The organism is Corynebacterium sp. HMSC036E10, assembly GCF_001836265.1.
Lineage (GTDB): Bacteria > Actinomycetota > Actinomycetes > Mycobacteriales > Mycobacteriaceae > Corynebacterium > Corynebacterium coyleae.
In genome coordinates, this window is the sequence record NZ_KV827977.1 from 386941 (window position 1) to 399054 (window position 12114).

The 12114-nt window shown below is 62.9% G+C and carries 11 protein-coding genes; 2 read left to right on the top strand and 9 right to left on the bottom strand.

Going from position 1 to position 12114, the window contains the following annotated elements:
- Positions 1 to 7 precede the first annotated feature (7 nt).
- Both HMPREF2736_RS05750 and HMPREF2736_RS05755 read left to right on the top strand, forming a co-directional pair.
- Positions 8 to 1852, top strand: coding sequence for a chorismate-binding protein (locus HMPREF2736_RS05750; protein ID WP_070829073.1), 1845 nt, complete (start codon positions 8 to 10; stop codon positions 1850 to 1852).
- Positions 1845 to 2588: an aminotransferase class IV gene (locus HMPREF2736_RS05755; protein WP_070829074.1), complete on the top strand. Its 744-nt coding sequence runs from the start codon at positions 1845 to 1847 to the stop codon at positions 2586 to 2588. Before HMPREF2736_RS05750 ends, HMPREF2736_RS05755 begins: the two co-directional genes overlap by 8 nt.
- Before the next feature lie 118 nt (positions 2589 to 2706).
- On the opposite strand, the gene HMPREF2736_RS05760 is transcribed toward HMPREF2736_RS05755, so the two are convergent.
- Genes HMPREF2736_RS05760 through HMPREF2736_RS05800 form a run of 9 tightly spaced genes read right to left on the bottom strand, consistent with a single transcriptional unit; the run spans position 2707 to position 12037 of the window.
- A complete protein-coding gene (locus HMPREF2736_RS05760) occupies positions 2707 to 5124 on the bottom strand; it encodes an excinuclease ABC subunit UvrA (protein ID WP_070829192.1) in 2418 nt (805 codons plus the stop codon).
- An 18-nt stretch (positions 5125 to 5142) separates the two neighbouring features.
- The gene (gene pyk, locus HMPREF2736_RS05765; RefSeq protein WP_070483934.1) at positions 5143 to 6567 is read right to left on the bottom strand and encodes a pyruvate kinase; all 1425 of its coding nucleotides are present in this window, start codon (positions 6565 to 6567) and stop codon (positions 5143 to 5145) included.
- Entirely contained in the window at positions 6560 to 7519 is a 960-nt protein-coding gene (gene lgt / locus HMPREF2736_RS05770; protein ID WP_070829193.1) for a prolipoprotein diacylglyceryl transferase, read from the bottom strand. Before lgt ends, pyk begins: the two co-directional genes overlap by 8 nt.
- Positions 7520 to 7537: 18 nt before the next feature.
- Positions 7538 to 8356 (bottom strand): indole-3-glycerol phosphate synthase TrpC, encoded by an 819-nt coding sequence (locus HMPREF2736_RS05775; RefSeq protein WP_070422231.1) that lies wholly within the window; start codon positions 8354 to 8356, stop codon positions 7538 to 7540.
- A 39-nt stretch (positions 8357 to 8395) separates the two neighbouring features.
- Positions 8396 to 9061, bottom strand: a complete 666-nt coding sequence (locus HMPREF2736_RS05780) for a TIGR02234 family membrane protein (protein ID WP_070483936.1) — start codon at positions 9059 to 9061, stop codon at positions 8396 to 8398.
- Between the two features lie 16 nt (positions 9062 to 9077).
- Complete coding sequence (locus HMPREF2736_RS05785; RefSeq protein WP_070422229.1) at positions 9078 to 9866, bottom strand: inositol monophosphatase family protein; 789 nt, start codon at positions 9864 to 9866, stop codon at positions 9078 to 9080.
- Positions 9859 to 10515 carry a type 1 glutamine amidotransferase family protein gene (locus HMPREF2736_RS05790; RefSeq protein ID WP_070422228.1) on the bottom strand — a complete coding sequence of 219 codons (657 nt, stop codon included), beginning with the start codon at positions 10513 to 10515 and terminating at the stop codon, positions 9859 to 9861. The genes HMPREF2736_RS05785 and HMPREF2736_RS05790 overlap by 8 nt, the downstream gene beginning before the upstream one ends.
- Positions 10516 to 10542: 27 nt before the next feature.
- A complete protein-coding gene (locus HMPREF2736_RS05795) occupies positions 10543 to 11856 on the bottom strand; it encodes an MFS transporter (RefSeq protein ID WP_070483938.1) in 1314 nt (437 codons plus the stop codon).
- A 1-nt stretch (position 11857) separates the two neighbouring features.
- Positions 11858 to 12037, bottom strand: coding sequence for a hypothetical protein (locus HMPREF2736_RS05800; RefSeq protein WP_070422226.1), 180 nt, complete (start codon positions 12035 to 12037; stop codon positions 11858 to 11860).
- Between the last annotated feature and the right edge of the window lie 77 nt (positions 12038 to 12114).

Here is a 12114-nt window from a genome sequence, read left to right on the forward strand (position 1 = left end):
CGAATCGATGATCCTGCTCATTGACAATTACGATTCATACACGTTCAACCTCGCCCACCTCATCGCCGAGGCTGCCGGCCGCGAACCACTCGTTGTGCCTGCTGGCGAGGGTGCTGACCTTCCACAGCGTGTGCGCGCCGGCGAGTTCAGCCACGTTGTGATCTCCCCCGGGCCAGGTACCCCCGAACGCGAGGAAGACTTTGGTACGTCCCGGCGCGTGATTGAGGCTGCCGCCGATTCCGGGGTCCCGCTGCTGGGCGTGTGTCTGGGACACCAGGGTCTGGCGATGCTCGCAGGGGCCTCCGTCACTCGTGCTCCGGAGCCTCGCCACGGGTTCGTTTCCACAATTACCCATTCCGGTGAGGGCATTTTCGCTGGTATTCCGCAGGGTTTTCAGGTGGTGCGCTACCACTCTCTGCACGTCGAGGAAATCCCCGGCGTGACCGTGCACGCTCGCAGCGAAGACGGCGTCATCCAGGCGCTCAAGGTCGATGGCGCTCCGCATTGGGGTGTGCAGTTCCACCCCGAATCGGTGCTGACTGAGCACGGCGCCGCGATCATGCGTAACTTCCTCGGCGGCTGGCGGTTGCTGCACCGCGAGGTGCCCGGCGCACTCGACTGCCAGCGCGTCTTCAACGCGATCAAGCGCGACGGCAACGATGCGTTTTTCCTCGATTCCGCCGACCCCCGCGGGCGTTTCTCCATCCTCGGAGACACCGCGGGCGCCCTGTCGCGCTCGTTTCGCTATTCGTTTGGTAGCGACCCCGATATCCTCCACACCCTCCAACACGAACTATCCGCCCCTCTCCACGACGCGCCTGACCTGCCCTTTACCGGCGGTGTCATTGGGTACCTCGGCTACGAGTGCGCGGAACTTACGCTCCCGATCACGCTGCGCCACCGCTCGCCGTACCCGGATGCTTACTTTGTGCGCCCGCAATCGTTCATCGTTTACGACCACGAGGCCGAAATCGCCCACTTGTGTGCACTCGCCGGCGACGGCACGGATGCACTCCTTGACCGCCTCGAGAAGGCCTTGGATGGGGCGGACGGTGCGCGGGGGTCGTCGATAAGCAATGGTTCCTGGAGCAACCCCGACTACCTCGGGTGCATCGAGAAAGCACAGGACCTGCTGCGCGCCGGTGAGAGTTACGAGGTCTGCCTGACCGACACCTACACCGCCGAAGCGACCGGCGAGATCTATGCGCCGCTGCGTGAGCACAACCCCGCGCCATATGCCGCGCACCTCATCTTCGACGGTGTGGAAGTCGCCAGCGCCTCGCCCGAACGTTTCCTCACCGTGCGAGGCCGCGAGGTGGAGGCCAAGCCGATCAAGGGCACCATCGCCGCTGATCAGGACCCCGCATTGCTTCACGACGACAAAACCCGCGCCGAAAACCTCATGATCGTCGACCTGCTGCGCAACGATCTTTCCCGCGTCTGCGAACCCGGCAGCGTACAGGTCCCGGGTCTGATGCAGGTGGAGTCGTATGCCACCGTGCACCAACTGGTTTCCACCATCACCGGGCAGCTACGCGAGGGAGCCACTGCCGTCGACGCCATCCGTGCCACCTTCCCGCCCGGTTCCATGACCGGCGCACCGAAACTACGGACGTGCGAAATCATCGACCGGCTGGAAACCTCCCCGCGCGGCGTCTACTCGGGCGCGCTCGGCTACATCGGGTTCGACGGCCAAGCCGACCTGTCGGTGGTCATCCGCACCGCAGTACGCGCTGGCTCCACTGTGACAGTCGGTGCAGGTGGCGCGATCGTACTCGCCTCCGACCCTTCCGCTGAGCTCGCCGAGCGCAACCTGAAGGCCCAGTCCGTTTTAGGAGCGTGGGATGCGTAAGTACGCCTGGCACGGCGCGTTTGTTCCACGTGACTTCCTTGACGGCCCCATCGACGTCGCAGATTCTTGGCGCCACTCCTCCGGCAGCACCAACGGCCTCAGCCTGCACATCGAGCGCTTCACTCGCACCGCCGGTCCGCTCCCCGCCGGGTTTGTCGACGCGATGCTGCCGCTGCTCAGCGAAGGCGAACTCTTCCCCCGCATCGCGCTCTCCTCAGGGCTTTTGCTTCTCGACGTCCGCCCCGTCCCATCCCCTCGCCCCACCACCTCACTGACCTACACGCAAGCCCCAGACCCGCGCACCCAGCCCGAGGTGAAAGGCCCCGACTTCGGCGCGTTCCGCGCGTACCGTTCGCGGTACCAGGTGGAGGGAACTGACGACACGGTGGTCGTCGATAAGCATGGCGCCATGCTGGAAACAACCACCGGCGCGCTGGTGATGTGGGACGGCGACACGCTGTGCATCCCCGACGGCGTGTGGCTGCCGAGTGTCACACTGCACCAGGTTGTCGCGCGCGCCGAGAAGTTAGATATGCGGGTGGAGCGCCGTCAGCTCAAACCCGAACTCGCCGCCAAGCACCCGTTGTGGTTCCTCAACTCGCTCCACGGCATTAGCCCCGTCAGCGAACTGCATGTAGGCGGCGATGTGATCACTCCGCCGGTCCACCCAAGTTTCAACGAGTGGCGCGACTGGTGGTGGGGCAGTTTTACGACCGAATGGCACATCGAGGCATAGCGAAACACCGTGGGTCCCCAGGACTATGCCGCTGCATAGTCTCTACAACCGCCAACACACTATGCCGCTGCATAGCGTCGCACCACCGCCGGGTCCGAAACCCAGCGAGCCCCCGGGACTATGCCGACCGCTCGGCGAGCACGCGCCCTGTTGCGGTGTCGCACTTTGCGAGCTCTGACGGGGTGCCCGAAGCCACAACTTGTCCGCCGTCGGCGCCAGCGCCCGGACCCATCTCGATGACACGGTCCGCCTGCGCGATCACGGAGACGTCATGCTCGACCACGATCACGGTTTGGCCCGCTTCGACGAGGCTGTTGAGTTCCTTGACTAGCAGTGAGATGTCGGCCGGATGCAGGCCGGTGGTGGGCTCGTCGAGGAGGTACACGGTGTGGCCCCGGCGCGAGTTGCGGGAGCGCTGCAACTCGGTGGCGAGTTTGATGCGCTGTGCCTCGCCACCGGACAGTTCGGGCGCGCCCTGGCCGAGGCGCAGGTACCCCAGCCCCACGGCTTGCAGAGTTTCGACGGCGCGCAGGATCTTCGGTTCGTCGGCGAATACGTCCGCGGCTTCGTCGACGGTCAACTCCAGCACGTCCGTAACGCTGAGTCCTTCCCAGGTCACTTCGAGGGTTTCGTCGTTGTAGCGTGCACCGCCGCAGTCGGGGCAGGTGGTGTACGAGCCGGGCAGGAACACGAGCTCGACTTCGATCTTGCCGGCGCCGCCGCAGGTCGGGCACTGCCCTTGCTTGACGTTGTAGGAAAAGCGCGACACGCTCCATTTGCGCCGCTTTGCTTCGTCGGTTGCGGCGAAGAGTTTGCGCACGCCGTCGAAGAGTCCGGTGTAGGTGGCCAGGGTTGACCGCGGGGTGCGCCCGATCGGCTTTTGGGTAATTTGCACGACGCGGGTGACAGCGTCAAAGCCATCATGCTTATCGACGCCCCACTCGCCCTCCTGTCCCACCTCATCGTCTTCATCAACAACGGTAGAGGCGGCGTCGCGAAGGACACCGGCGAGAACGGTGCTGACCAGCGTCGACTTGCCTGAACCAGACACACCAGCCACGGCGATGAACTGCCCCATCCCAAACGACACATCCAGGCCGTCGATGGAGCGGGCCGAGACACCGGACAGGGAAAGTTCGCCGGTGGCGGCGCGGGGGTCGTCGTTAAGCGAGAGCTTGCGGTTGGCAAGCGCGCGGGCAGTTGGCGCATCGCCGGAGTATTCGCTGGTGGGGCCGGAATAGACCACTTCGCCGCCGCGCTCACCCGCGAGCGGCCCGACGTCGACGAGCCAGTCAGTCTGGGCAACGAGTTCCATGTCGTGTTCCACCAAGAGAACGGAATTGCCTGCGTCGATGAATCGGCGGCAAATATCCAGCACCGCACCACGCTCGGACGGGTGTAGGCCCGCTGACGGCTCGTCGAGCACATACGCCACACCGAACAGGCCGGAGCGCAGCTGCGAGGACAAACGGATGCGCTGCAACTCACCCGCGGACAACGTGGGCGCGGGCCGATCCAGGCTCAAGTGCGCAAGGCCCAAGTCGAGTGCGGACTGCACCGCGGGCAAAATCTGTTTGAGCAGCAAGTCTTCGGCGGAGCCCTCCGAGGGCTTCTGTGCCGCGAGTACCTCATAGACACGGTCGAGAGGCAAGGCGCCGAGTTGGTCGATGGGCATGCCAGCATAGGTAACCTTGAGTGCTTCCGGGTTGAGGCGACGGCCGTGGCAGGTCTCGCAGACGCGTGACTCCATGTAGGACAGCACGCGTTTGCGCAGGGTATCGGACTGTGTTTCGGCGAGTGTACTGGTCAGATACGACGCCACAGATCGCCAGGTGCCTTTGTAGTTTCGCTGGATCTGGTCCGCGCCGCGCAGCGGTTTCACGGTCACCACGGGGCGCTCGTCGGTGAACAGGATCCAGTCACGGTCCTTCTTCGGCAGATCCTGCCAGGGTGAATCGAGGTCGTAGCCCAGCGTCTGCAAAATGTCGTGGAAGTTCTTACCTGCCCACGCGCCAGGCCAGGCTTTAATCGCGCCCTCCTCGATGGATAGCGTCGGGTCCGGCACCATCGACTCTTCGGTTGGCTCGTGCACGACACCTGTGCCCTGGCACGTCGGGCACATGCCTTCCGGCGTGTTGGGCGAAAACGAGTCGGAGTACAGCCCCTTCGGGTTATCGCCAGCGCGCGAGTACAGCAGGCGGATGCTGTTGGACAGCGCCGAGACCGTCCCCACCGTCGAGCGCGCCCCGCCCCCGGAGGTGGACTGTTCGAGCGCCACGGTCGGCGGCAGTCCCTCAACCGCGCCGACCTGCGGGTCTACTGCAGAACCAATCAGGCGACGCGCAAACGGCGCCACCGATTCAAGGTAGCGCCGTTGTCCCTCCCCGTGGATGGTGCCGAACGCCAGCGACGACTTGCCGGAGCCTGACACCCCTGTCACCGCAACGAGAGTGCCGCGTGGGATATCCACGTCCACGTTGCGCAGGTTGTGTAGGTGGGCATCGCGTACTTGGATTCCAGCATGTGTTTCAGGCATGCCCACCAGGGTAACGCGTTAGGGGTTTCGCGTGTCCTCGCCGAGTTGGTGCACGAGGATCGTGTTGGTAGTGCCCGCAACTCCTGGCGGGGTGCCCGCGACGACCACCATGGTGTCGCCTTCGTGGTACTGGTCCATGGCCAGCAATTGCTTGTCCACAACCTTGACCATCTCGTCGGTGCTGTTGACCTCATCGCACAGGAACGTCTCCGCACCCCAGGTCATGGCCAATTGCGAACGCACCTGCTGCACCGGTGTGAACACGAGCAGTGGCAGGTCCGGGTGCAGACGCGCCACGCGGCGTGCAGTATCGCCGGAGGTCGTAAACGTGACAATGGCACGCGCGTTGAGTCGCCGCGCAATGTCGTTCGCCGAGTAGGACACCACGCCACGCTTGGTGCGCGGAATGTGGTTCAGCGGCGGGACGTTGCCCATCGTTTCCGCGGAACGCACGATGCGGCTCATGGTGCGTACCACGTTGTGTGGATCCACGCCGACGGACGTCTCGCCGGACAGCATCACCGCATCCGCACCGTCGAGCACCGCGTTGGCTACGTCGGAGGCCTCCGCACGGGTGGGGCGGGAGTTCTCAATCATCGAATCGAGCATCTGCGTTGCGACGATCACCGGCTTCGCATTCTCACGCGCGATCTGAATCACACGCTTCTGCACAGCCGGCACCTGCTCGAGCGGGATCTCCACGCCCAGGTCACCACGGGCGACCATCACCGCGTCAAATGCAAGGATGATGGATTCCAGAGCGTCGACCGCCTCGGGCTTTTCCAGCTTTGCGACGACCGGCACACGCCGTCCGACCTCATCCATGATCTCGTGCACGAGGTCGACATCAGACGGCGAACGGACGAACGACAACGCAATAATGTCCACGCCGAGCTTCAGCGCGAACCGCAGGTCTTCCTTGTCCTTCTCGCTCAGCGCAGGCACGGAGATGTCCATACCTGGAAGCGACACGCCCTTGTTGTTCGACACCGGGCCGCCCTCGGTGACGCGGCAGACCACGTCGTTGCCGTCGATGTCGGTGCAGACGAGGCCGACCTTGCCGTCGTCGACAAGCAAACGGTCCCCCGGCTTCGCGTCCTTGGCCAGCTGCTTGTACGTCGTAGACACACGGTCGTGCGTACCTACAACATCGTCGACGGTGATGCGGACGGTTTCGCCCGTCTCCCAGTAGGTTTTACCGTCGCCTTCAAAGCGGCCAAGGCGAATCTTCGGCCCCTGCAAGTCCGCCAAAATACCGACCGCATGGCCGGTCTCATCGGTGGCTTCGCGCACCCAACGGTAATTCTGCTCGTGATCCGGGTAATCGCCGTGCGAAAAGTTCAGGCGCGCGACATCCATGCCGTCGCGCACGAGTCCTAAGATCGCATCCTTGCTGGCCACAGCGGGACCGAGCGTACAAACGATCTTCGTTTTCCTATCCACGTTTTCCAACCTCACCTTCGTAGGCTTCTCGCGTGTCTTCCACCGCAACACGGTACTCCGGATTGCCCTCTTCTGCCGTGGACGGTGCGTTGTAATCTGGATCGACCTCTTCCGGGGTCTCGCGCCCCTTCGGTGTGCGCATGAACATCACCACTGCGATGATGAACAAGATTGCGGTCATCCAGGTGTTGACGCGCAGGCCGAGGATGAGCGTGGCTTCGTCGCTACGCATCAGCTCGATGAAGAACCGGCCAAGGGTATAACCCGCGACATAGAGCCAAAACACGCTGCCATGGCCAAGGCGCCGGCGGCGGTCAATCCAGATGAGCAGGAAGAACACCGCAACGTTCCAGATCAGCTCGTAGAGGAACGTCGGGTGCACGCTCGCGATCACCTCACCGGTGGACCGGCCGGTCAGCGGCGCGAACTCCCCCGCCTCGTTGACGCGGTAGTAAATATCCAGCGCCCACGGCACATTGGTTTCGGCCCCATAGAGCTCCTGGTTGAAGTAATTGCCCAACCGGCCGATGCCTTGGGCAAGAATCACCGTCGGCGCAACTGCATCCGCAAGTGGCGCGAACGGAAGGCCCTTGCGGCGCATCATCACCCACACGCACAGGGTTCCCAGCGCGACTGCGCCGATGATGCCCAACCCACCCGAGGTGATGTCGAAGGCCTTCCACGGGTTCTTGCCCTCACCGAAGTACTTATCGTAATCCGTGATCACGTGGTAAAGGCGCCCGCCGATAATGCCGGTCGGGATAATCACGATCGCTGCATCCCAGATCGTCTCCGGATTACCACCGCGGGCCTTGTAGCGACGCAGGGAAATCAACAGCGCGACAACAATGCCCGCCATGATGCACAGCGCATAGGCACGAATCGGAATCGGTCCGAGCTGCCACACCCCCTGCGGCGGGGAAGGAATGTTTGCCAGAAGTGTTGTTTGCACGCCCAACAGTGTGCCAGTTTAATTCCGCGATGGACAGGCTGGGTGCTGTCCCGCGGCCGCCAAAGAGCGGGTTGCCTCGTACACATCGCCAGACGCCATCACAGCCTCCGCTGCCAACACGGCATCCGCACCACACGCGGCGGCGTCCATCAGGTCACGCGGAGTGGTCACACCACCCAGGCTGATCTTGATCACTTCGGTGGGAAGCCCCGGCGCGATATCCGCAAAGGCGTTGCGGTTGAGGTCGTTGGTGTCAAAGGTCCAGGAGTTCACCGCGATCACACTCACGCCGGCCTTAAGGGCCCGATCCGCCTCCGCTGGCGTGCGCACCTCGGCCACACCGACCATGCCCAGCGATTCCACTCGGTCCAGCAGTGCCTCCAGGCGCGGCTGTTCGAGGATGCCTACCTGCAGCGGGAGCATGTCGGCGCCGTAGCAGCGGGCCTCGTGGATCTGGTACGGGTCGACGATGACATCGCGACACACCATCGGCAGGCTTACGGCTGCGCGGGCGTTGGCCAGATCTGCCAGGGAGCCGTCGAAACGCAGCCGCTCTGTCTGGCAAGCGATGAGGTGGGCGCCACCGCGCTCGATGTCTTGGGCAACCGACTCGATCGAGCGTCTGCCTACCGCGGTTGGGCCAAAAACTGGCGAGTTGCGTTTGATCTCCACGATGACCCCGCAGCCGTGGCGCAAAAGTGCTGCTTTAGCATCGCGGGTTGGGGGCATGTCGCGCGAGCGGGCCTTGATTTCCTGGAACGGCACGACCGCTTCGCGTTTTTCGACATCACGGAGCACACCAGCGACAACGTTTGATACTGCGCTCGGTGCCGACATGCGCCTACCTCCAGGTGATACGGCCTATAGCGCTATAGGTTAGCGGTTGCCCTGCGTAGGACGAAAATCCTCGTCACCAGTTTCGGTCGGGTCGATATCCGCGTCGAGCGCATCCCACATCACGCGTCCGGAATCTGGCTCCTCTTTCAGGTCGTGACGGATGGTTTCTTTGCGCACAGCTTCCTTCTCGTATTTGTGTTGCTTCGGCGCATCCTCGCCAGGCTTGACGACGAGCATCGCACCGCCAATCACCCCCAGCACACATCCCACGATCGTGAGTACTGGGCCTACCACAGCAACGTCGGCGGCGGTGATCTCCGCCCAGTTCGCAATAGCAGCGGAGGACGTATCCGTGGCTGCCTGTTCCGCCCCTGCCGTCAAGATGGCGTGGATACGCTCATGGTCAGCACCACGCGCCAGAAGCGCTGCTGCTGGGATGACAGCAGCAGCGGCGGCGAGCGCGCAAATTCCGCCGATAACACGACGACCGACCTTGCGCAACGCAAACGCGGCAATCGCACCGGCGAGCAGCAGCACCGCCACTGCGGTGATCTCGGTGGACCACTCCGCGCCGGTGATGGTTGCTACACCTTCGCCGGAGAGGTCGTCGTTGTACTTCGCGGTCACCCAGTCCATGCGGGAAAAGCCCCACATCACCGCACCCGCCACACCGAGCAGCAGTGCACCGGTTTTGTTCTTCTTCATCTGAAGCGTCCTTCCGCTACTTTGCAACCATCTGGATCGCATCGAGCACAGTACGATGCGCATGCGGTGTACCGATAACCACACCGGCGGTGGTCGGAGTCCATTCCGAACCATCAAACGCGCTTGCGTTCGCCCCTGCACTGCGTGCCAACAACACACCAGCTGCGTTATCCCAGATGTGCGGGGAAAAACTGACCGCAGCCTGGTAGATCCCCTGCGCGACGAAGGCCAGGTCAACGCCGACCGATCCGCTGATGCGCGGCCGCAGGTGCGAATCCGTGAGTGCGCCTGCCAAGTCGAGACGGAACGATGCTGGGTATCGCTGCCTATCCGCCGAGGCCAACGAGCCAATCCCCACCTGCTCCGCAGCGGAAGTCAGCGCACCAACCGGTGGCAAGGCGTTGCCGTTGAGGTGCACGGGCTCGCCATCGACCGCGGTGAGGCGCATGTTCAGCAGCGGCGCATCGGTAATCGCTGCGACCGGTTTTCCACCAAGCAGCAGCGTGCACAGGATGGCGCAGTTCGGATTGCCGGACGAGTAGTTCGACGTACCGTCGATCGGGTCAACAACCCAGCACGCCTCCGGATCAAACGACCCGCCTTGTTCCTCGCCGTACACCGCAATGCCAGTCGTGTCCGTCAGACGCTTGCGCAACAGCTTCTCAATGATCAGATCAGCCTCTGTGGCAAAGTCGCCGGCCCCCTTGCGCAGTGCAGGAGCAGCCCCCACTTTGTCGACGAATACCTCACGCGCCTCATCAACCGCGCACAATGCAGCATCAAGCAGCTCCGCCGGCTTATGCATGAGACACCTCCGGCTGCAGCTGCTGCACCCAGTTGCCCAGCACGCTCACACCAACCTCACCGGACATGGCTGGGTCGAACGCCATCGCCCACAATGGCCCATTTTCTACAGCGGCAAGGATGCGCTCGCCGTTGATGTCTGCCCAAGACAGTTTCGGGTAGGCGATGAAGTCATCCTCTGCCAACGGGAACGACTTCACGGCTTGTGGCGCGTCGAAGAACACGTCTCCAACAATTCCGGCCAGCAGCTTCGAACCATCTGCCGCCACGACGGGGTACTCCCCCGCTTCAAATGCTGCCTCCACAACTTGGCCCGGCCACTCCCCAAGGCCTGGTGTGGTGCGGCTGCCGGTCACGGCGTCGTCGAAAAGCACGTGCATTCCAGTGCCGACCGCAAGCAGTGCCCTACCCCCTGCCAGACGCTGGCCTACGATGCGATCCCCTTTGATGCGCTTGATCGCCGCAGCAGCGTCTGCAAACGATGCCCCACCAGGCAGGACAAGACCGCTTGCCTGCACAGCCTTGTCGGGGTCAGTGGTGGCAAAAGCATCAGCACCTGCATTCACCAAAGCACTGACAAGGCTGGTGGTGGTCTCACTGCCGAGGTAATCAAGTACCGCGACTGTCGGGCTTGCCGGGGTGTTCGTCATGGTTGCGTAGTGTATCCGCTCCCCCGATTACTGGTTCTTCGGCTGCTTCTTATTCTTCGACGGATAACGACGCGGCGCCTGCACAGCCTTCAAACGAGCCGACAGATTGTTAACTTCCACCACACGGTGGCGGCCCAACTGACGGTCAAGCAACGTGACAATCAGCCCAATCGCGATGACACCGGAGGCGATGCCGAACATCGGCGCGAACGCCATCGTGGCAATGAGCATGCCGTAGAAGGTAGAACCTAGGCCCGTTCCGCCGTCGAAAGCAATGTTCCAGATAGCAGAAGCTTCCGAGGTCTTCGAGCGCGGCAGGCGGTAGAACATCATGGTCAGTGCCTCGTTTTGCACCGCGCCGAAGCCTGCGCCGTAACACAGGGCGGCCAGCAGCATGGTCCACACCGGTAGCTCAAGCGCCAAGATGGCAGCCATAAGCAACACGCCGAGTGCACAAAGGACCTGGCATGGGATGAGCACGGTGCCGGGCTGCCCACGACGGTCCATGATCTTGCCTGCCGTGTAGCGCGAGATCATCGACGCAAAGTTCATCACGCCGAGCATTACGCCACCCATCGCGGCACCCGTGGCAGGGTCGAGATCACGCATGGAGACCGGCAAGAAGTTCGTGATCGCACCGTAAGCAGTGGTCACAAACATCAACGCGAGTGCCGGCACGAGCACCAGATGCCACATGGGCACATGGACCATGTTTGTGGTCTCTGGCTCGGGATCCGGTGGTGGAATAGCAGGGATCGCCGCACAGGCAATGAGCGAGATGCCACCGATCGATGCCGCGATCATGTACACGGCGTCGTAGCCAATCCTGTCCACCAGGGCCAAGCCCGATGGCAGCGCAATCATCTGAGCAAGGCCGACAACACCACCGAAAATTCCCGTGGCACTGCCGAGCAGGCGCAGCGGTACCAGCTCCGCGATAATCGCCGCTTCAGCCACGGACAATGCACCGAAGCCGATGCCACGAATCGCACTAACCGTCAGCAGCGGCGCTGCATCCATGCCGATGATGTACCCCAACGCCGGGATACCCAGAAGCATTGAGGCCACTGCCATGATGATGCTGTAGCCGAACCTCCGCAGAGCCCACGGTGTACAAACTTGTGTGAGCACTGTTGCCAGCATGAACACACCAGTGGACAGCCCGGCAAGGGATGCAGACTGTCCGGCATCGATGACGGCTGTGGGCACTACCGGCAACAGAAGCGACCAGGCGGCGAAGGCGGATGCAACGGCGACGAGCACCGGGATCAAACCACGGGCCCGCCACACATTGGTTAGCGAATCAACCTCGTCGCGGGTAAGGGGCCGAACTCCGAACATCTCACATCACCTCCACCAACATCAGCACACCACCTAGAGCTGCCATAACTGCAAGAAGCGCGAGGACGGCAGTCACCGCTCTTGAGGAGCCGTTCTGATACGACGACCACACTCCACCGACGAGGATGCCTGCAAGGAGGAACAGCAAAAGAATGAAGAATGTGTTTCCGGCACCTGTCACTGGGCGAACCTCCTGCGTTATTGGCGCGTTCAAGCTGTGTACGCCGTCAGTGTAACGACGCAGTCCGATTCCGGCCG